A 21,328-nucleotide genomic window follows, 5' to 3' on the forward strand; every position below is an offset into this window, starting at 1 on the left:
TCAATTCAGCCGGGGGTTGAGCGCGTCGCGCAGCCAGTCGCCCACCAGGTTGACCGACAGCACCAGCAGCACCAGGGCGGCGCCGGGAAAGATAGTGATCCACCACTCTCCGGAAAACAAGAAATCGTTGCCGATACGGATCAGCGTGCCCAGCGAGGGCGCGGTGGGCGGCACGCCCACGCCGAGGAACGACAGCGTGGCCTCGGTGATGATCGCGGTGGCCAGGTGCACCGTGGCCAGCACCAGGACCGGCCCCATGACGTTGGGCAGCACATGGCGGAACATGATGACCGGCGGGGCCACCCCGATGACGCGGGCCGCCTGCACGTATTCGCGGTTCTTCTCCACCAGGGTGGAGCCGCGCACGGTGCGGGCATATTGCGGCCAGCCGGCCAGGGCGATGGCGCCGATCAGCACCGGGAACGCGATCACTTCGTGCAGCTCGCGCGGCACGGCGGCGCGCGCCACGCCATCGATGAGCAGGGCGATCAGGATGGCGGGAAACGACAGCTGCACATCGGCCACGCGCATGATCAACGCGTCCAGCCGGCCGCCCGCGTAGCCCGAGACCAGGCCGAGCACCACGCCGATCAGCATGGACAGCGCCACCGAGGCCAGCCCGATCAGCAGCGACACGCGGGTGCCGTACAGGATGGCCGAGTACAGGTCGCGGCCCTGGCTGTCGGTCCCCAGCAAGTACTGCGGCTGGCCATTGTCGGACCAGGCCGGCGGCAGCAGCGCATCGAGCAGCTCGACCGTGGTCAGGTCGAAGGGATTGTGCGGCGCCACCCAGCGCGCGCCGAACGCGCTGACCAGCAGCAGCGCCAGGACCAGGGTGGCGACCATGGCCACCGAGCTGTAGCGCCACGACCAGGCCAGGTCGCTGTCCCACCAGCGTTTAAGTACGGCGCGCATCAGTGGCCTCCGTTGCGCGACAGCCCGGAACGCAGGCGCGGGTCGACGACGAAATACAGCAGATCGATGATCAGGTTGATCACCACGAACACCAGCGCGATCAGGCACAGATAGGCCGCCATCACGGGCACGTCGGCGAACTGCACCGCCTGGATGAACAGCAGCCCCATGCCGGGCCACTGGAATACGGTCTCGGTGACGATGGCGAACGCGATGATGCCGCCCAGCTGCAGGCCGGTGATGGTAATGACGGGCACCATGGTGTTCTTCAGCGCGTGGCCGAAATGGATGGCGCGCTGGCGCAGGCCGCGCGCGCGGGCGAACTTGATGTAGTCCGAGCGCAGCACTTCCAGCATCTCGGAACGCACCAGCCGCAGCACCAGCGTCATCTGGAACAGCGACAGCGTGATCGAGGGCAGGATCAGGTGCTTCCACCCCGTGGCGGTGAACAGCCCCGAGGTCCACCAGCCGAAGCTGACGGTATCGCCGCGGCCGTAGCTGGGCAGCCAGCCCAGCTGCACCGAGAACACCAGGATCAGCAGGATGCCGATCAGGAAGGTGGGCAGGGATACGCCCAGCAGGGACCCGGCCAGCACCAGCTGCGCCAGCAGGCCGTGGCGGCGCAGCGCCGTGTACACGCCCAGCGGCAGGCCGACGACCAGCGCGAGAACCGCCGCCACCAGCGACAGCTCCAGCGTGGCGGGCAGGCGGGCCTGGATCAGGCTGGAGACCTTCTCGCTCTGGCGCAGCGAAATGCCGAAATCGCCCTGCAGGGCGTTGCCGACGAAGCGGGCGAACTGGACCGGCGGCGCGTCGTCCAGGCCGAGGCGCTCGCGCAGCTCGACCCGCTCGGCGTCGGTGGCGTCCTGCCCCAGCATGATGGTGACGGGATCGCCGACGTATTGGAAAAGCACGAAAGCCAGCAGGGCGACGGTGAGCATGACCGCCGCGGCCTGCAGGATGCGGCGCAGAATGAATGCAAGCATGGCAACTCGATACGGGGTGCGGCGCCGCCAGGCGCCGCACCCGGGGCGGGACGCCGGCGCGCAGCGTCCCTCGCGGGCCTCAGTCGATACGCACCCAGTCGGCCGACAGGCGATTGTCGGCCCGATGGATCACCGTCACGTTCTTGCGCATGGCCCAGGGAATGACCTGGTCGTGCAGCGGAATATGGCCGAACTCCTGGGCATGGATTTCGAGCGCGCGGACGATGTCGGCGTCGCGCTTGGTCGGGTCGGTCTCGGTCTTGATGCGGTCGATGATCGCGTCGGCTTCCTTGTTGCTGTAGTCGCCCAGGTTGTACATGCCGTCGGCGCCCTCGCCCTTGGTGCGCACCAGGTTCTGCAGCGTGTACATGGCGTCGAAGGTCGGCACGCCCCAGCCGAACAGGAAGGCGCTGGTGTCGCGCGACTGCACCTTGGGGAAATAGGTGGCGCGCGGCATGGCGTTCAACGAGGCCTTCACGCCCACCTTGGCCCACATGCCCACCACGGCCTGGCAGATCGCCTCGTCGTTGATGTAGCGGTTGTTGGGGCAGTCCAGCGTGAAGCTGAGCGTACCGTCATAGCCCGCCTCCTTGAGCAGCGCGCGAGCCTTCTCGGGATCGTAGGGCACGCGCTTGTGCAGGGCTTCGGTCCAGCCATGCACCTGCGGCGCGATCATGGTGCCGGTCGGCGCCGACAAGCCGCGCATGACCGCGCGCTTGATCGCCTCGACGTCGATGGCGCGATACAGCGCCTCGCGCACGCGCACGTCGGCGAACGGGTTCTTGCCCTTGACACTGGAATACAGCAGCTCCGGGCGCTTCTGGTCGAAGCCGATATAGATGGTGCGGTACTCGTTGCCCTCCACCACCTTGGCCTGCTGGCGCAGGCGCTCCAGGTCCTGCGCGGCCGGATCGAGCACGAAGTCGATCTCGCCGGACAGCAGCGCGGCGGTGCGGGTGGCGTTCTGCTTGATCGGGGTGAAGACCACTTCCGTGACGTTGCCGATCTTCCTGTCCTTGTTCCACCACTCGGTGTTCTCGACGAACACCGTGCGCACGTCCACCTCGCGCGACTTCAGCTTGTAGGCGCCGGTGCCGTTGGTGTTACGCGCCGCGAAGGTTTCTTCCTTGTTGACGAAGTCCTGCGGCTTGGCGACGTTGTGCTTCTCCGACCAGGCCTTGTTCATGATGAACACGTTGGGCAGCTGCCGCAGCAGCACCGGGTTGGGCGCGCTGGTTTCGATCTCGATGGTGTAGTCGTCGATCTTGCGCGCTTCCTTGATGCCCGTGGTGTACGCCTTGTAGTTCGAGGTGGGCGCCATGGCGCGATGGATCGAGAACACCGCATCCTCGGCGGTGAACGGCGCGCCGTCGTGGAACTTCACGCCCTCGCGCAGCTTGAAGCGATACAGCGTGGGCGAGACCTGGGTCCATTCGGTGGCCCGCGCCGGCACCACCTTGAAATCCTTGTCATAGGCCACCAGCGGTTCGTACACATAGCTGTTGGCGGCAATCGTCATGCCTTCGTTTTGCGAATGCGGGTCGAACGTGAGAATGTCGCCCTGCGAAGCCCAGCGGAAAGTCTTCGCCTGCCCGATCGACGGCAGGGCGCAAGCAGCGGCGATCGCGATAGCAATCATGGTGCGACGCATGGTTAGCTCCTGACAGATATCTGAATGACCGCCGGATATTGCCGTAGCGCCGCTTCGCGCGTCAATTAGGGGTTTGTGCCGATACTGGGGGGCACCCGCCGCCGCGGGCGCAGGCGCTCAGGCCACGCCGCGGCGGCGATCGCGGCGATACAGCAGATAGCCCAGCGGCCACATCAGCAGGACCAGCAGCCGCGCGGACGGCTGGGTCAGCCGGTACGCCTGCACCGCGGTGGGCAGGCCGGAGTTGTCCAGGTGCAGGCGAAAACGCGTGTAGCGCGCCGCCGCCATGATGAACTCCCGCGGCCGGTAGCGAAACCAGTCCAGGTGATGCTGCAGCATGTCCCAGGCCAGCAGGTACAGGCCCTGGATATTGCTGCTCAGGGACACGCCGCCCTGGCTCAGGCCGCCCGGCGTGTCGTGGTACACACGCACGACCCGGTTGATGAAGCGGCTGAGATAGCCGGCGCGCGAGATCGCCCACCACACCAGGCTTTCCGGCACGAAGCCGGCCACGTCCTCGGGAAACGGAAAGCGGCGCAGCACATCGGCGCGCATGGCGCCGAATTTCTCGCCCTGCACGCGGTAGCGGAAGTACATGTCCACCGCCGTGCTGTCGAAGACATCCTGCGGGAAGCGGTCGCCCACGATGGAACCGTCGGGCCGCGCGCACAGGCCGGTGACCGCCACATAGGTCTCGCGCCGGTCGGCGGGTATGCCCTCCCAGGCGTCCTTGAGTATGGCCAGGGCGTCGGGCGGGATTTCGTCGTCGCTGTCCAGGCCCACCACCAGCATGCCGCGCGCTTCGCGCACGCCGCGGTTGAAGGCGGTTTTCTTGTGCTGGTTGTGCTGCCACACATAGCGGATGGGAAAATCCGCCTGCGCCTGCCAGGCCCGCACCACCTCGTGCGTATTGTCGGTGGAACCATCGTCGACGACGACCCATTCGAAATCCCGACAGGTCTGGCGTTGCAGTGACTGGAACACTCGGTGCAACGTGACGGCCCGGTTATACGTGGGCGTCAGCACCGTGAATTGGAATTGCGAATCGATCATGCTCGTTTAGCCGGTACGCAACGGACGAGTCGGTTATGGGGGTGGCGCGAGAGTTGCAGTGTATGGGATAAGCCTCGCAGGCACACGCGCACTCCCTCTCATTTTGCAATTGAATATGTCATCTATTGGCATATTCTTACTTCGCTATAGGACGCGGTACACTCGCGCCGTACCTGTCCGACCCCGTCATGCAAGCGCAAACCGTCCAGCTCAACGATATCGCCCTGTTCGTCGAAGTCGCCAAACGCAAGAGCTTCAGCCTGGCCGCCCGCGCGCTGGACATGCCGACGTCGACGCTGTCGCGGCGCATCAACCAGCTGGAAAAGGCCATCGGCCTGCGGCTGATCAACCGCAATACCCGGCGCCTGGAGCTGACCGACGCCGGCACGGTCTATCTGCTACGTTGCCAGGGCCTGATCGACGAAACGCGGCTGGCGCGCGAACAACTGGAATCGCTGACGGGCCGCCCCAAGGGCCGGCTGAACATATCCATGCCGTACAGCCTGGCGATCTGGCTGCTGCCGACCTCGCTGGGCGCATTCCTGGACAGCTACCCCGAGATCGATTGCGAATTCGATCTCAACCTGAATGCCAGCGCGACCTCGCAGGGCGCCCCCTTCGACGTCATCCTGCGCTTCGGGCGCGACAGCGGCGACGACGAAACGCCGGATCCCAATACCGTGGTCGACGAAATCATTTCGCTCGACAGCTACCTGTACGCCTCGGAAGATTATCTGGCCCGCTACGGCGAGCCGCGCGACCCCGCCGACCTGGACCGCCACGAATGCCTGCGCACGGCCATCGACCCGGAACATTCGCACTGGACGCTGCACAATGGCGAGCGCATCGAGCGCGTCGAGGTAAGCGGCCACGTGGCGGGCAACAACATCAGCGTGGTCGGCACGCTGGCCGGGCTGGGGCTGGGCATCACGCGCCTGCCGCATTGCCAGGCGCTCGATCCCGTGATCGAACGCAACTCGCTGCGCCGCGTACTGCCCCAGTGGCGGGTGCAGCCGATCTCCATCTACGCGGTGTACCCCTCGCCGATCCTGCCGGGCCGCACGCGCGTGTTCATGGATTTCGTCCGGCCGATGCTCGGACCCGCGCCGACCGGCCCGCAGCCGCGCGCCTGACCCCGGCGCCGCGCATAAAAAAACCGCCGGCAAGGGCCAGCGGTTTTTTTTTACCTGCAAGCAACGCAACTTACACGCGCTTGATCTTTTCCAGCATCTTGAAAACGCCCTTGGGCGACTTCACGAAAAGACGCTTGAAAGCCTTGCCCAGGCAACGGCGTTCCAGGGTGTTGCGACGCACGCGTTTGCGTTCGGCCATGATGATCTCCAGTGGGATGGCCGCCGCGCCCGCGCCTGCCATTGCAGGCGCGAAAAGGCGACGGCGAAAATCTGAATAACTCGGCATTCTAGCCTGAAACAGGCGGGGCCGCCAAGCCGCGAGGGAGCATGGGCCCGGCCAGGCCGGCGCCACCGGCGGTCACGCCCCATCGGACAGTCTTCCTGGATCCTGGCCAGCAAGACATCAGGAAAATCTGCGATACTGTTTATTTATACAGCAAGAAAATCCGGACGCTGCGGCGCTGGCAAGGCAACAGTCCGGCCGTTGACTGCCCGCCGGCGCCGCGTTCCCGCATGGCGGCGCAGCCCGTACTCCGCCGCTGTCCTCCCTCAGGCTACGATTACGCCCCATGAGCTCCCAGATCCGCATCGTTGGCGCCCGCCAGAACAATCTCAAGAACCTCGACCTGACCATCGCCACCGGCGAACTCGTGGTGGTAACCGGGGTGTCCGGCTCGGGCAAAAGCTCGCTGGCCTTCGACACCCTGTATGCCGAAGGACAACGCCGCTACGTCGAGACCTTCTCGCCCTACGCGCGCCAGTTCCTCGACCGCATGGACAAGCCGCAGGTCGACCGCATCGAAGGCATCCTGCCGGCGATCGCCATCGACCAGACCAACCCGGTGCGCAGCTCGCGCAGCACGGTCGGCACCATGACCGAGCTCAACGATCACCTGAAGCTGCTGTTCGCGCGCGGCGCGCGGCTGTACTGTCGCGGCTGCGGCAAGCAGGTGCGGCGCGATACGCCCGAGTCGGTGTTCCATTCGCTGGCCGGGCGCGCGGCCGCGCTGGGAGATCCGCGCCTGGTGGTGACCTTCCCCATCGCGGTGCCGGCCAATTTCACCGAGGACGAGGTGCGCGGCTTCCTCGACCAGCAGGGCTACACGCGCGTGCATGCCGAGGAAGCCGCCAGCGCCGCCGCGCCCGCGCCCAAGGCGCGCCGCGGCAAAAGCGCCAAGGGCGCCAAGGACGGCGCCGCGCCGGTCGCGCGCCGCATCCTGCACGTCGTGCAGGACCGCTTCCGCTTTGCCGCAGCCGAGCGCGAGCGCGTCATGGAGGCGCTGGATACCGCGCTGCGCATGGGCGCGGGCCATCTGGCGGTGTACGCCATGGGCGAGGAAGGCGGCGCCGACCAGGCGGTCTGGAAATACAGCGACCGGCTGCACTGCGCCGACTGCGACATCGAATACACCGATCCGCTGCCCAGCAGCTTATCGTTCAACTCGCCGCTGGGCGCCTGCGAAGCCTGCCGCGGCTTCGGGCGGGTGATCGGCATCGACATCGGGCTGGTGATTCCCGACGAGAACAAGACCTTGCTGGAAGGCGCGATCAAGCCGTGGCAGACGCCTTCGTTCAAGGAATGCCAGGACGACATGGTCAAGTACGCGCCGCGCGCCGGCATCCCGCTGTCGGTGCCATGGAAATCCATGACGCCCGAACAGCGCGGCTGGGTGCTGCACGGCGACCCCGACTGGAAAGGCGGCAACCAGGCCTGGAAGACGCAGTGGTACGGCGTGCACAAGTTCTTCGCGTGGCTGGAGAGCAAGGCCTACAAGATGCATGTGCGGGTGCTGCTGTCGAAATACCGCAGCTATACCCCCTGCCCCACCTGCCACGGCGCGCGCCTGAAACCCGACGCCCTGCTGTGGCGCCTGGGCAGCCGCGCCGAGGCCGATACGGTGCTGCCGCCAGGCGAAGGCCGCTACCAGCGCTTCATGCCGGCCGGCACCAGCTGGAGCCGGCCGCAGCTCGAGGCGCTGGACGGCCTGTCCGTCCACGATGTGATGCAGCTGCCCATCGAACGCGTGCGCCGCTTCTTCGACGGCCTGCGCTTCGAGGGCGTGCTGGACGCCGCGGCCGACCTGCTGATGACCGAAGTGCGCGCGCGCCTGAAGTTCCTGTGCGACGTCGGGCTGGGCTATCTCACGCTGGACCGCCAGAGCCGTACGCTGTCGGGCGGCGAAGTGCAGCGCATCAACCTCACCACGGCGCTGGGCACCTCGCTGGTCAACACGCTGTTCGTGCTGGACGAGCCCTCGATCGGCCTGCATCCGCGCGACATGCATCGCGTGGTCGAGGTCATGCACCGCCTGCGCGACGCCGGCAACACGCTGGTGGTGGTCGAGCACGACCCGCAGGTCATGGTGGCCGCCGACCGCATCATCGATATCGGCCCCGGCCCCGGCGAGCGCGGCGGACGCATCGTGTTCGACGGATCGCCGGCACAGCTGCGCGCCGCCAATACCCTGACCGGCGATTACCTGGGCGGGCGCCAGCGCGTGGAGGCCCCCCGGCCCATGCCGGTGGCCAACAATACGCCGCGGCTCATCCTCGAAGGCGCCACCGCGCACAACCTGAACAACGTGTCGATCGAACTGCCGCTGGGCCGACTGGTGTGCGTCACGGGCGTGTCCGGCTCGGGCAAATCGACGCTGGTGCAGGACGTGCTCTACCCCGCCCTGCTCAAGCAGAAGGGCAAGCCGTCCGAAGCGCCCGGCGCGTTCGATCGCCTGCTGGGCGCCGAGCAGATCGCCGACGTGGTGATGGTGGACCAGACGCCCATCGGCAAGACGGCGCGCTCCAACCCGGCCAGCTACGTCGGCGCATTCGACGCGATCCGCAAGCTGTACGCCCAGGCGGCGCTGTCCAAGGAGCGCGGCTACACCGCCGGCACCTTCAGCTTCAACAGCGGCGACGGACGCTGCCCGACCTGCGGCGGCACCGGTTTCGAGCACGTCGAAATGCAGTTCCTGTCCGACGTCTACCTGCGCTGCCCCGATTGCGACGGCAAGCGGTTCCGCCCCGAAGTGCTGGAGGTGCGCGTCGAGCACCTGGGCAAGAGCGCCTCGATCGACCAGGTGCTGGAAATGACGGTCAGCGAGGCGCTGGAATTCTTCAAGGGACTGCGCGACGTGCAGACCGGCCTGGCGCCGCTGGCCGACGTGGGCCTGGAGTACGTGCGGCTGGGCCAGCCCGTGCCCACGCTGTCGGGCGGCGAGGCGCAGCGGCTCAAGCTGGCCGGCCACCTGGCCGAGGCGGCGCGCAGCGGCATCTCCACCGCCAAGGTTGCCAAGAAGGGCAGCCTGTTCCTGTTCGACGAGCCCACCACCGGCCTGCACTTCGACGACGTGGCGCGCCTGATGCGCGCCTTCCGCAAGCTGCTGGCCGCCGGCCATACGCTGCTGGTGATCGAACACAACCTGGACGTCATCCGCGCCGCCGACTGGCTGATCGACCTGGGCCCGGAAGGCGGCGACGCCGGCGGCGAAGTGGTGGGCGTGGGCACGCCGCAGGACCTGATGGCCAATGACCGCTCGCATACCGGCCTGGCGCTGCGCGACTACGAAGGCAGCATCCTGCCCGTGGCGCCGGTCAGCGCGCTGGCCGAGCCGGCCGCCGCCTATGGCGAGGAAGCCGGCACGCCGCTGCAATCGCTGATGCGCCGGCGCCGCCAGGCGGCCCAGTCCATCGAGATCCGCAACGCGCGCGAGCACAACCTGAAGAACGTCAACGTCGAGATCCCGCGCGACAAGTTCACGGTCATCACGGGCGTGTCCGGGTCGGGCAAGTCGACCCTGGCCTTCGACATCCTGTTCAACGAAGGCCAGCGGCGCTACCTCGAATCGCTCAACGCCTATGCGCGCGCCATCGTGCAGCCTGCCGGCAAGCCCGACGTGGACGCCATCTTCGGCATCCCGCCCACCGTGGCGATCGAACAGCGCACCAGCCGCGGCGGACGCAAGTCGACCGTGGCCACCATGACGGAAATCCATCACTTCCTGCGCCTGCTGTACGTCAAGCTGGGCACCCAGTACTGCCCCGATTGCAAGGTGGCGGTCGAGCCGCAGAACGCCGACCAGATCGTGGCGCGCCTGCTGCGCGAACACAAGGGCCAGCACATCGGCGTGCTGGCGCCGCTGGTGACGGCGCGCAAGGGCTACTACACCGACCTGGCCAAATGGGCAGGCAGCAAGGGCCACACCCATCTGCGCGTCGACGGCGCCTTCATCCCGGTCAGCCCCTGGCCGCGCCTGGACCGCTACAAGGAACACACCATCGAACTGCCGGTGGCCGATGTGGTGGTCGACCCCGGCAACGAAGCGGCGCTGCGCGATGCCGTGCGGCAGGCCCTGGAGCATGGGCAGGGCGTGCTGAGCGTGGTGTACCCGCTGGACCGGCTGCGCGCAGGCCTGGATGGCGATCTGCAACAGCAGCACTTCTCGGTCAAGCGCGCCTGCCCGTCGTGCGGCGTCAGCTTCCCCGAGCCCGACCCGCGCCTGTTCTCGTACAACTCCAAGCACGGCTGGTGCGGCGGCTGCTTCGGCACCGGCCTGCAGCTGCAGGGCTTCGACGCCGAACAGACCGGCGAGGAAACCGCCTGGAACGCCTGGTACGAAGGCGAAGCCAGGACCTGCACGGTATGCCATGGCCAGCGCCTGAACCGCGTCGCGCTGGCGGTGCGCTGGCGCGACCGCTCGATCGCCGAGCTGGCTGCGCTGCCCGTCTCCGACGCCCATACCTTCTTCACCGGCCTGGTCACGCGCGGCCGCGAAGGCGAGATCGCGCGCGACATCCTGGCGGAAATCCGCGGCCGGCTCAATTTCATGCAGGAGGTCGGGCTGAGTTATCTGGCGCTGGACCGCGCCGCGCCCACGCTCTCGGGCGGCGAGGCGCAGCGCATCCGGCTGGCCGCGCAACTGGGCTCCAACCTGCAGGGCGTGTGCTACGTGCTGGACGAACCCACCATCGGCCTGCATCCGCGCGACAACCGCATCCTGCTCGACGCGCTGGCGCGCCTGGAAGGCAATGGCAACACCCTGGTGGTGGTGGAACACGACGACGACACCATCCGGCGCGCCTCGCACATCATCGATATCGGCCCAGGCGCGGGTATCCGCGGCGGCCGCGTGGTGGCGCAGGGCAGCGTGCAGGACCTGATCGACGCCCCCGAGTCGGTCACCGGCCGCTACCTGGCCAAGCCGCTGGCGCACCCGCTCAACGGCCGCCGCGCCGTCACCGCGGACACGCCCATGATCCGCGTGCACGGCGCGCGCCTGCACAACCTGCGCAGCGTGGACGCCAGCATTCCGATCGGGCGCCTGAGCGTGGTGACCGGCGTGTCCGGTTCGGGCAAATCCACCCTGGCGCGCGAAGTGCTGCTGGACAACCTGGTCCAGGCCGTGTCGCAGGGCAAGGCGCCGGGCTGGAGCGGCTGCGAACGCATCACCGGCTGGGAGGTCATCGATCGCGTGCTCGAGGTCGACCAGACCCCCATCGGCAAGACGCCGCGCTCGTGTCCCGCCACCTATGTCGGGTTCTGGGACGATGTGCGCAAGCAATTCGCCGATACGCGCGAGGCGCGCATGCGCGGCTGGACCGCGGCGCGCTTCTCGTTCAATACTGGCGACGGCCGCTGCCCGATCTGCGAGGGCCAGGGCATGCGCACCATCGAAATGAGTTTCCTGCCCGATGTGAAGGTGCCCTGCGACGCATGCAACGGCGCGCGCTTCAGCAGCGATACCCTGAGCGTGCAGATGCGCGGCAAGAACGCCGGCGAACTGCTGGCCATGGAAGTGGACGACGCCATCGGCTACTTCGCCGCGCATCCGAAAATCCACCGTCCGCTGCAATTGATGCAGGACGTCGGCCTGGGCTACCTGACGCTGGGCCAGCCCTCGCCCACGCTCTCCGGCGGCGAGGCGCAACGCATCAAGCTGGTCACGGAGCTGTCGAAGGCGCGCCTGACCGAAGGCGTCATCACCACCGGGCGCGCCTCGCGCGCGCCGCACACGCTGTATGTGCTGGACGAACCCACGGTGGGCCTGTCGATGGCCGATGTGGAGAAGCTGATCCATGTGCTGCACCGGCTGGTCGAAGCCGGCAATACCGTGGTGGTGATCGAACACAACCTGGACGTGATCGCCGAAGCCGACTGGCTGCTCGACCTGGGGCCCGAAGGGGGCAGCGGCGGCGGCCAATTGGTGGCCGAGGGTTCGCCCGAACACGTGGTAAGTTTGCGCGAGCGTTCGCACACCGGGCGCGTACTCAGTGAGTTCCTGCAGCAGTAGAAGCAATGGAATGCCGTTTTGAAGACCGGCTGGCCGGACGCGCCCTGCGCCTGGCCGGCGACCCGATCCGCATCGAGGCGCGCAGCGCCGACGCCGTGGCGCCCGCCCTGCGGGAGATCGAGCGGGCGCGCGCCGGCGGCCGCTGGATCGCGCTGCTGCTCGACTACGAACTGGGCGAATGGCTGCTGCCGGAGGCCTTGCGGGCGCCCGCGTCCGGGGCGGCGCCCGCGCCCCGCGAGGACGGCCGGGCGCGCCTGACCGCGCTGGCCTTCGAGCGCGCCGAGGTCGAAGCGCCCTGGCCCGCGCCCGCCACGCCGGCGGCGCGCATCGTCTCGGTCGCGCCGCGTATGGCGCGGGACGACTATCTGCGCGCGGTCGACGCCATCCGCGAGCTGATCGCCGCGGGCGAGCTGTACCAGGTCAACTACACCCAGCCGCTGGACGTGCGCATCGAGGGCGACCCCCGCCTGCTGTACCGGCAGATCGCGGCGCGCCATCCCGTGGGGAACGGCGCCTACATCGAGGACGGCGAACGCACCATCCTGTCGTTCTCGCCGGAACTGTTCGTGGCGCGCCAGGGCGAACGCCTGGTGACGCGCCCGATGAAAGGCACCGCGCCGCGGCACGCCGATCCGGCCGAAGACGCGCGGCTGGGGCGCGAGCTGCTGGCCAGCGACAAGAACGGCGCCGAAAACCTCATGATCGTCGACCTGCTGCGCAACGACCTGGGGCGCCTGGCCACGCCGGGCTCGGTCAAGGTCGATGCCCTGTTCTCGCTGGAACGCTACCCCACCGTGTGGACCATGACCTCGACCGTCTCGGCCCATGCGCCGCACGCCGGCCTGGCCGACGTGCTGCGCGCGCTGTTTCCCTGCGGCTCGATCACCGGCGCGCCCAAGATCGCCGCGATGCGGCGCATTCGCCAGATGGAGGCGGCGCCGCGCGGGCTGTATTGCGGCAGTATCGGCTGGCTGGCGCCCGATGGCGATTTCTCGCTCAACGTGGCGATCCGCACGCTGGTGCTGGATCGCGCCGGCCACGGCGTGTACGGCGTGGGCGGCGGTATCGTGCACGACTCGGACGCCGCGCAGGAATGGCAGGAATGCCATTGGAAAGCGCGCATCCTGGGCTGACGCCGGCGCGCCGCTTGGCCTACACTAGCCGGGGCACCGCGCCGCAAGGAACCGCATGCAACCCGAGCTCATCGAAACCATCCTGGTCACGGCCGACCGCCAGCTGCCGCTGCTGGGGCGCCACCTCGCGCGGCTGCTGACCTCCTGCCAGGCATTGCGGTATCGCTGCAACGAGCCGGCCGTCGAATCCGCCATCATGGCCGCCGTGCGCGGCCTGCACGCCCCCGGTCCGCACCGGCTGCGCCTGCTGCTGGCGCGCGACGGCAGCCACGACATCCAGACCGCGCCGCTGGCGCCGCTGCCGCCCGACCAGGAAGTGATGCTGGCGCCGGAGGCGCTGGATGCCGACGAGCCGCTGCTGCGCTACAAGACGACCTACCGCCCCTGGTACGCCCACACCATCGAATGGCTGCCATCCCATCCCCGGGTGTTCGACCTGCTGTACCTGAACCAGCACGGCGAACTGTGCGAAGGCAGCCGCAGCAATGTCTACCTCGAACTGGGCGGACGCTGGTACACCCCGCCCATCGCCAGCGGCTGCCTGCCCGGCGTGCAGCGCGCCGAACTGATCGACCAGGGCAAAGTCCAGGAACGCACCCTCACCATGTCGGACCTGCGCAGCGCCGAATCGATCCGCCTGTCCAACGCCCTGCGCGGATGGATAGAGGTGCAATACCACTGACTCCGGTGCCTGTCCCCGCAGGGGGACTGGCACCGGCAAACTCCTTGCCTGTCCCCGCATGCGGACTGGCTCCGGCAAACTCCTCCGGTGCCTGTCCCCGCTGCGGCAAGGGTGCCTGTCCCCGCGGGGACAGGCACCCCGCCCTACGCCATGCGCACTTGGCCGCCACGCTCACACCGTCATGCCCCCGCACACATACAGCACCTGCCCGGTGATGAACCCGGCGCGCGGGTCGAGCAGGCTGGCCACCGCATGGGCCACTTCGTCGGGACGGCCGACGCGGCCCACCGGAATGGCGGCTTCCAGTTGCCGGGTGCGCGGATCGCCCGGCGGGTTGGACTGGTTGAACAGCTCCGTGGCGATCGGACCGGGCGCCACGACGTTGACCGTGATGCCGGCCGGCGCCAGCTCCAGCGCCCAGGTGCGCGACATGCCGGCCAGCCCTGCCTTGCTGGCGCCATAGGCCGAACGGCCGGGCTTGCCCAGCGCGGCGCGGCTGCCGATATTGACGACCCGCCCGTAACCGCGCGCCCGCATGCCCGGCAGCAGCGCCTGCAGCAGCACCAGCGGCGCCACCAGGTTCAGCGCCAGCGTGCGCTGCATGGCGTCCGGCGCCACCTGGTCGATCCCGGCCACTTCGATCAGGCCGGCGTTGTTGACCAGATGCAGCACTTCTCGCTGCGCCGCCAGTTCAGTGGCCGTGCGGCGCGCCGCTTCGGTGTCGGACAGGTCGACCGGCACGAAGCGCTCGCCCGGCAGCACATCGGCCGGCTTGCCGCGGCTGAAGTTCACGACGTCATAACCATCGGCCAGCAGGCGTTGCGCGATGGCGCGGCCGATGCCGCGGCTCGCGCCGGTGACCAGGACGACGGGCCGGCTCATTGCGCGCGGATCCCGCGTTGCTTGATCAGCTCGCCCCACTTCTGGCGTTCGGCCTGCTCGAACTGGCCCAATTGCGCGCCGAACTTGTCGCCCGGCCGCGCGCCCATGGCGCCGAACTGGCGCGCCAGCTCCGGCGCCTGCAGCCCCTGGCGGGCCGCCGCCACCAGCTGCTCGACCACCGGCTGCGGCGTGCCGCGCGGCGCGTACAGCGCGAACCACGCCGTCACATCGAAACCGGCGACGCCGGCCTCGGCGAAAGTGGGCAGGTCGGGCACCGAGGGATCGCGTTGCGCCGAGGTGATGGCGATGCCGCGCACCAGCGAACCGTCCTTGATCTGCGCCAGCGCGCCGGGCAGGTTGTCGAACAGGAGATCGACCTGCCCGCCCGCGACCGCCGGCAGGGAGGCCGAAGTGCCCTTGAACGGCACGTGCAGCAGGCTGATTCCGGCCACGGCCTCGAAATAGGCGCCGGTCAGGTGCACCGACGAGCCCACGCCCGGCGACGCGTAGGTCAGTTTGTTGTCCTTGCGCTGGCGGGCCGCCTCGATCACGTCGGCCAGTGTGCGGTAGGGAGACCTGGCGCTGACGGCCAGCACGTTGGGCGTGGTCGACACCAGCGCGACCGGCACCAGGTCCCGGCCCGGGTCGTACGGCATGTCGGCGTAGAGGAATTGGTTGATGCTTTGCGTACCGATGGTGCCCAGGCCCAGCGTGTAGCCGTCGGGCTTGCTGCGCGTGACGTACGTCATGCCGACGTTGCCGCCGGCGCCCGGCCGGTTTTCCACCAGCACGGTCTGCTTCAGGTGCGGCTGCATCGCATGGGCGATGGCGCGCCCGAAGATGTCCGCCGCGCCGCCGGGCGGATACGGCACCACGACCGTCACGGGATGCTCGGGGTAGCCCGCGGCGCCTGCCTGCGCCGCCAGCGTCGCCATGCACGCGACAATAAGGGCGCGGACTGCCGCCCTGCACGCGCGCCACTGCCCAGGTGTTCGCTTCATGCCTGCCTCCACTTGTATCCGTCGCCGGCTTTTTCTAAAGTACGTAAATACGTACTTTATTCATCTAAACATAAACGTCCAGGGCAGACAACCGCATGCGTGCCGCGCTTGCGCCCCTTCCGGAGGCCGCCATGCCCGCCGCTGAACTGTTCGCCACGAGGCCCGACACGCATGCCCGCGAGCGCCCAGAGGCCGTCGCGCTGATCGACCGCGACCGCCCCGTCACGCATGCCGCGCTGCGCGCCGGCGTGCTGGACCTGGCCGGCGGCCTGGCGGCGCTGGGCGTGTGCCGCGGCGAGCGCGTCGCGCTGTGGCTGCCCAATTGCGCGCACTGGGTGACGATGTTCCTGGCCTGCGCCCGCCTGGGCGCGCTGACGCTCGCGGTCAATACCCGCTTTCGCGCCCAGGAGCTGGGCGACATTCTCGGGCGCGGCCAGGCCGACTGGCTGGTCTACTGGCCGGGCTTCAAGGGCATCGACTTCGCCGGCATCCTGGCCGCCGTGCCGCCCGCCGCACGCGCGCGCCTGCGCGGCGCCATCGTCGTGGACGGGAGCGGCGCACAGGCTACCCCCGGCCCCGCCGGCCTGGCGGCCCACGCCCTGGCCGCGCTGCACGGCCCCGCTCCCTTGCCGGCGCCCAATGCCGGCGTGCTGTGCTTTACCACTTCGGGCACCACGTCGCTGCCCAAGTTCGTCCTGCACGACCAGGACACCCTGCTGCGCCATGGCGACGCCATCGCGCGCTCGTACGGTTATGACGACGACAGCCGCATCCTGGCCAGCGCCCCCTTTTGCGGCGCGTTCGGCTTCGCCACCCTGGTGGGCGCGCTGGCGCGCGGCGTGCCGGTGATATGCGAACCCGCGTTCGACGCGGCGCGCTCGGTGGCGGCCGTCCGCCGCCACCGCGTCACCCATACCTACGCCAACAACGAGGCCCTGGTGCAGATGTTCCGCCTCGGCGAACGGGCCGACTTCGCGACGGCGCGGCTGTTCGGCTTCGCCAGCTTCGCGCCGGCCCTGGGCGACCTGCTGCCGCTGGCCCGGGCGCAAGGCGTACCGCTGACCGGCCTGTATGGCTCCAGCGAACTGATCGCGCTGGTGGCGGCGCAGCCGCGCGAACCGGCCGATGGCGACGTCTCGGTGCGCTACGAGCCCGGCGGCGCATTGATCCACCCCGAGGCGCGCGTGCGCGCCCGCGATCCGCAGGACGGCCGGATCCTGGCCGATGGCGAATCGGGCGAAATCGAAATCCTGGCGCCCAGCCTGATGCGCGGCTACCTGGACAACCCGCAGGCCAGCGCCGGCGCCCTGACCGACGACGGCTATTTCAGGACCGGCGATCTCGGCTACACCCTGGGTACGCGGCAGTTCGTGTTCCAGACCCGCATGGGCGACTCGCTGCGCCTGTCCGGGTTCCTGGTCAACCCGGCCGAAATCGAACAGGCCGTCGAGGCGCTGCCGGGCATACGGGCCTGCCAGGTCGTCGGCGCCACCCGCGACGGCAAGACCGTGCCGTATGCCTTCGTGCTGCTGGACGCAGGCGCGAGCCCCGATCCGCCCGGCTGGATGGCCGCCTGCAGACAGGGCATGGCCGGTTTCAAGGTGCCGGCCGGCTTCCAGGTGCTGGAGGCGTTTCCGGTGGTCGAAAGCGCCAACTCGGCCAAGATCCAGAAACACAAGCTGCGCGAACAGGCCGAGGCCTTGCTCGCCGCCGCGCCTGCCGCCTGACCATGTCCGCCGCCCGGCTCTTTGCCCGCAGTCCCCAGCCGCTGTACCTGCAAGCCGCGGCGGTATTCCGCGGCCACATCCAGACCGGCGTCTGGCGGCCCGGCCGGCAGATCCCGCCGCTGGATGCGCTGGCGGCCCGCTACGGCATCGCCCGCTCGACCGTGCGGCAGGCGCTCGGCCTGCTGGAGGCCGACGGCCTGATCCGCCGCTCGCGCGGCAGCGGCACCTTCGTCGAGGACACCCTGCCCGAAACCCCCACGCTGCTCATCCCCAAGAACTGGGCCGAGACCGTGGCCCTGAGCAGGCAGCTGGGCACCGTGGCGCTGCACGAATCCAGTGCGCAGCAGCCGCTACCCGACGACCTGGGCATACCCTGCGACTTCGCCCGCGACGGCCGCTTCCAATACCTGCGCCGCCTGCACACCGCCGCCGCCGGCCCGTTCTGCTTCAGCGAGGTCTACCTGGAAAGCGCGCTGTTCCGCAAGCACCGCGCCGAGATCCGCGCCAGCACCGTCACGCCCGTGCTGGACCGCCACTACCGGGCACGGCTCAGCCACGCGCGCCAGGTGCTCAACGTCATCGAGGCCGGCGCCGCGTCGGCCCAGGCCCTGCGCATTCCCGTATCCGCGCCGGTGGCCGAACTGCGCCGCTACGTCTGCATCGACGCGCGCGTCGTCTACTTCGCCCGCCTGGAATTCCCCTTCCACAAGGTGCGGATGGAATTCGACCTCCTTCGATAAAGCGGGGTGCCTGTCCCAGCGGGGACAGGCACCTCGTCATACGCCAGCACGCTTGACCGCAGCGTACCGGTGCGCCGGCGCCACTGCTCAAGCGCCCGGCTTGCCCACCACCCATCCCAGCACTTCGTTGGCCGCGGCCAGGCCCATGGCGGCGGTCACGGTGACGACCGAGCCGTAGCCGGCGCACGACAGGCCCTGGGGGGCCGCGCGGGTCCCGGCCGCGCCCATATCGTCCTCGCCCTCGACGGCGCGGGTCCAGGCGTCGGGCAGGATGGCGGGCTGGTCGAACCACAAGGCACGCACGCCCATGCGCGGCACCCGTTTGCGGACCTTGCCGTTGGCGTCCGAGGCCCGGGGGAAGCCATGCTCGCGCCGCAGCTTGTTGCGCAGCTTGGCCAGCAGCGCGTCGTTGACGGCTTCGGACAGGTCGCCGGCGCGCAGCGCCAGCGGGTCGGTCTTGCCGCCGGCGCCGCCGCACAGCAGCAGCGGCACGCCGCGCTGGCGCGCGTGCAGGATCATGGCGATCTTGGCCGCCGCCTGGTCGGTGCAGTCGACGATCGCGGCATAGGGACCGCCCAGCACTTGCATCACGTTATCGGGCGCGACGAATTCGTCGACACGGGTCACGGCGCAGGCCGGGTTGATCTGGCCGATGCGTTGCGCCATGGCCTCGATCTTGGCCTGCCCCAGCGTGTCCGACAACGCATGGATCTGGCGGTTGACGTTGGATTCGGCGATGTGGTCCAGGTCGATCAGGGTCAGGGCGCCCACGCCGCAACGCGCCAACGCTTCGGCGGTCCAGGAGCCGACGCCGCCCAGGCCCGCCACCGCGACATGGGCCCCGCGCAGGGCGGCCGGCGCATCCGGGCCATACAGACGGGCCAAGCCGCCGAAGCGGCGTTCGGCATCGGCCTCGCAGGCCGGCGCGATCACAGAAGGCTGAGAGTTCATGGGCGCCATTTTCCCATGCCGGCCCCGACGCGGGACGATAGGCCGGACTCGCCGCCGAGGCGGTTACGTTGCACATACGACACATTACCGCGCCGAAAGCCGCCGCCAGGCCAGGACATGCCCACGGCGAGGCTTGCGCCAACTGCTGCCAAATGCCGCCAACTGGCCGCCACCTGCGCCATACAGGCCGCCTACCTCGCGCCATGCGCGCCGGAGCGCGCGAGGCGGGCTGCTCGACATAGGCCGAAGTTAGGGACAGAATGAAAGCAGTTACGCCGTGTCTACCTCCGACCCTACCCCCTCGCGCCCGACCCATGGCCCCGAACTTTCGGGAGCAGGGTATCTGTGCCTGCTGGCCATGCTCAATCACATGGCCCTTACCGGGGGACGCATCACCGTCTCGCTGACCGCCCTGAAACTGGGCCTGTCGACCTTCACGGTCGGCATGCTGGTGGCGGTGTTCGCCGTGCTGCCTATGTTCGCTTCGGTGCATGCCGGGCGCTGGGTGGACAAGATCGGCGTCGTGCGGCCGCTGGTGATCGGCTCCTCGCTGGTCACCTTCGGCACGGCCCTGCCCTTCGTCTCGCAAACCCAGGCGGCGCTGCTGGTGGCGTCGTGTTGCATCGGTATCGGCTTCATGCTGCATCAGGTAGCGACGCAGGACCTGCTGGGACACGCCGAGCCGCGCGAGCGGCTGCGCAACTTCTCCTGGATGTCGCTGGCGCTGGCCGCCTCCGGGTTCTCCGGTCCGCTGATCGCCGGCCTGGCGATCGACCACCTGGGCACGCGCCTGGCGTTCGGCATGCTGGCGCTCGGCCCCATGCTGTCGCTGGTGGGCCTGTACCTGCTGCGCCAACCGCTGCGCACCATGAACGGCGCGCTGACCGGGGGCAGCAACCGCCCCGCCGAGCGGCGCCGCATCACCGAGCTGCTGGCGGTGCCGCCGCTGCGCCGCATCCTGATGGTCAACACCATCCTGTCGGGGGCCTGGGATACGCATTTGTTCGTGGTGCCCATCTTCGGCGTGGCGATCGGCCTGTCCGCCACCACCATCGGCGTCATACTTGCCGCCTTCGCGGCGGCAACGTTCGTCATCCGCCTGGTTCTGCCGTTCATCCAGACGCGCGTGCGCTCGTGGACGCTGGTGCGCGCCGCCATGGCCACCGCCGCCATCGATTTCCTGCTTTATCCGTTTTTCACCGACGTAGGCATGCTGATCGGCCTGTCGTTCGTCCTGGGACTGGCGCTGGGTTGCTGCCAGCCGAGTATGCTGTCCCTGCTGCACCAGTATTCGCCGCCCGGCCGCGCAGCCGAGGCCGTGGGCCTGCGCATGGCGCTGATCAACGCCTCGCAGGTATCGCTGCCGTTGACGTTCGGCGCGCTCGGTGCGGTAATTGGCGTGGCGCCCTTGTTCTGGGCCTATGCGCTCGCCCTGGTGGCGGGCGGCTGGGCCAACCGCAATCCCCCGCAAGAATCCGATTCCTCCAAGTCTTCGTGAATACGCAGTCCCCTCCGTCCCCGCACGATCCGCACGGCGCCGCCGCGCTGCCCTTTCGCCTCTGGACTGCCGAGGAGCGGCGCGCCTCGCTCGACACCGCGCTGCGCGAATGGCGCGACGGCGAAGACGTCTGGGTATACGGCTATGGATCGCTGATCTGGCGGCCCGACTTCGATTTCGTCGAGCGCAGGCTGGCCACCCTGCACGGTCATCACCGGGCGCTGTGCCTGTGGTCGCGCGTGAACCGCGGCACGCCGGAATGCCCCGGGCTGGTGTTCGGGCTGGACCGCGGCGGCTCGTGCCGCGGCGTGGTCTACCGCCTGGCCGGCCGGCAGGTGCCCGATTACTTCCCCGCGCTGTGGGACCGCGAGATGTCCACCGGCGCCTATCTGCCGCGCTGGCTGCGCTGCGCCACCGAGCACGGTCCGGTCAACGCGCTGGTGTTCATCATGAACCGCGCCAACCCGGCCTATATCCGCGCCTTGCCCGAACCCGAACTGCTGGCCATCGTGCGGCGCGCCTCGGGCCGCTACGGCCCCTGCACCGAGTACGTGGTGCAGACGGCGCAGGCGCTGCGCCAGGCCGGCATCCGCGATGCGCGCCTGGAGCAGATCGCGCGCCAGCTGGAGGCCGAAGTCCATCCGCTGGGCGTATAGGGCCGCGCCCACGCGGGCGCGGCGTTGGCGGTA

General features: G+C 69.0%; 16 protein-coding genes. 8 read left to right on the forward strand and 8 right to left on the reverse strand.

The annotated features are described in order from the left end of the window. From LK409_RS16125 to LK409_RS16140, 4 genes are all read right to left on the reverse strand, one after another. Positions 1-915 carry an ABC transporter permease gene (locus tag LK409_RS16125; RefSeq protein WP_010929141.1) on the reverse strand — a complete coding sequence of 305 codons (915 nt, stop codon included), beginning with the start codon at positions 913-915 and terminating at the stop codon, positions 1-3. Beyond that, complete coding sequence (locus tag LK409_RS16130; protein WP_010929142.1) at positions 915-1,901, reverse strand: ABC transporter permease; 987 nt, start codon at positions 1,899-1,901, stop codon at positions 915-917. Before LK409_RS16130 ends, LK409_RS16125 begins: the two co-directional genes overlap by 1 nt. Positions 1,902-1,980: 79 nt before the next feature. Then, on the reverse strand, positions 1,981-3,552 hold the full coding sequence (locus LK409_RS16135; RefSeq protein WP_010929143.1) for an ABC transporter substrate-binding protein: 1,572 nt from the start codon (positions 3,550-3,552) through the stop codon (positions 1,981-1,983). A gap of 117 nt (positions 3,553-3,669) precedes the next feature. Further along, positions 3,670-4,605, reverse strand: coding sequence for a glycosyltransferase family 2 protein (locus LK409_RS16140; protein WP_003814275.1), 936 nt, complete (start codon positions 4,603-4,605; stop codon positions 3,670-3,672). A 188-nt stretch (positions 4,606-4,793) separates the two neighbouring features. Here LK409_RS16140 and LK409_RS16145 point away from each other — a divergent pair, with 188 nt between their 5' ends. Beyond that, a complete protein-coding gene (locus tag LK409_RS16145; RefSeq protein ID WP_041937283.1) occupies positions 4,794-5,738 on the forward strand; it encodes a LysR family transcriptional regulator in 945 nt (314 codons plus the stop codon). Positions 5,739-5,808: 70 nt separating this feature from the next. Here LK409_RS16145 and LK409_RS22710 read toward each other — a convergent pair whose 3' ends face one another. After that, positions 5,809-5,937 carry a hypothetical protein gene (locus tag LK409_RS22710; protein WP_006226408.1) on the reverse strand — a complete coding sequence of 43 codons (129 nt, stop codon included), beginning with the start codon at positions 5,935-5,937 and terminating at the stop codon, positions 5,809-5,811. Between the two features lie 370 nt (positions 5,938-6,307). On the opposite strand from LK409_RS22710, the gene uvrA reads away from it, so the two are divergent. The 3 genes from uvrA to LK409_RS16160 are packed head-to-tail and all read left to right on the forward strand — an operon-like array spanning position 6,308 to position 13,840. After that, positions 6,308-12,025, forward strand: coding sequence for an excinuclease ABC subunit UvrA (uvrA, locus tag LK409_RS16150; protein WP_010929146.1), 5,718 nt, complete (start codon positions 6,308-6,310; stop codon positions 12,023-12,025). A 5-nt stretch (positions 12,026-12,030) separates the two neighbouring features. Further along, a complete protein-coding gene (locus LK409_RS16155; protein WP_010929147.1) occupies positions 12,031-13,158 on the forward strand; it encodes an aminodeoxychorismate synthase component I in 1,128 nt (375 codons plus the stop codon). 55 nt (positions 13,159-13,213) lie between these two features. Next, positions 13,214-13,840, forward strand: a complete 627-nt coding sequence (locus tag LK409_RS16160) for an aminotransferase class IV family protein (RefSeq protein ID WP_003814287.1) — start codon at positions 13,214-13,216, stop codon at positions 13,838-13,840. 171 nt (positions 13,841-14,011) lie between these two features. Here the strand turns inward: LK409_RS16160 and LK409_RS16165 are convergent, their stop codons facing one another. Together LK409_RS16165 and LK409_RS16170 are read right to left on the reverse strand one after the other, a co-directional pair. Beyond that, positions 14,012-14,722 carry an SDR family NAD(P)-dependent oxidoreductase gene (locus tag LK409_RS16165; RefSeq protein WP_010929148.1) on the reverse strand — a complete coding sequence of 237 codons (711 nt, stop codon included), beginning with the start codon at positions 14,720-14,722 and terminating at the stop codon, positions 14,012-14,014. Then, positions 14,719-15,723 (reverse strand): Bug family tripartite tricarboxylate transporter substrate binding protein, encoded by a 1,005-nt coding sequence (locus LK409_RS16170; RefSeq protein WP_010929149.1) that lies wholly within the window; start codon positions 15,721-15,723, stop codon positions 14,719-14,721. Before LK409_RS16170 ends, LK409_RS16165 begins: the two co-directional genes overlap by 4 nt. A 131-nt stretch (positions 15,724-15,854) precedes the next feature. Here LK409_RS16170 and LK409_RS16175 point away from each other — a divergent pair, with 131 nt between their 5' ends. Further along, on the forward strand, positions 15,855-17,450 hold the full coding sequence (locus LK409_RS16175) for an AMP-binding protein (RefSeq protein WP_076879836.1): 1,596 nt from the start codon (positions 15,855-15,857) through the stop codon (positions 17,448-17,450). 2 nt (positions 17,451-17,452) lie between these two features. Then, the gene (locus LK409_RS16180; RefSeq protein ID WP_010929151.1) at positions 17,453-18,190 is read left to right on the forward strand and encodes a GntR family transcriptional regulator; all 738 of its coding nucleotides are present in this window, start codon (positions 17,453-17,455) and stop codon (positions 18,188-18,190) included. Between the two features lie 87 nt (positions 18,191-18,277). Here LK409_RS16180 and LK409_RS16185 read toward each other — a convergent pair whose 3' ends face one another. Further along, entirely contained in the window at positions 18,278-19,150 is an 873-nt protein-coding gene (locus tag LK409_RS16185) for a tRNA threonylcarbamoyladenosine dehydratase (protein WP_010929152.1), read from the reverse strand. Between the two features lie 268 nt (positions 19,151-19,418). On the opposite strand from LK409_RS16185, the gene LK409_RS16190 reads away from it, so the two are divergent. Further along, the gene (locus LK409_RS16190; protein WP_003814298.1) at positions 19,419-20,639 is read left to right on the forward strand and encodes an MFS transporter; all 1,221 of its coding nucleotides are present in this window, start codon (positions 19,419-19,421) and stop codon (positions 20,637-20,639) included. Next, a complete protein-coding gene (locus LK409_RS16195) occupies positions 20,636-21,295 on the forward strand; it encodes a gamma-glutamylcyclotransferase (RefSeq protein ID WP_010929153.1) in 660 nt (219 codons plus the stop codon). The genes LK409_RS16190 and LK409_RS16195 overlap by 4 nt, the downstream gene beginning before the upstream one ends. Positions 21,296-21,328 lie beyond the last annotated feature (33 nt).

The organism is Bordetella parapertussis, assembly GCF_020735925.1.
In the GTDB taxonomy this organism is placed as follows: domain Bacteria; phylum Pseudomonadota; class Gammaproteobacteria; order Burkholderiales; family Burkholderiaceae_B; genus Bordetella; species Bordetella pertussis.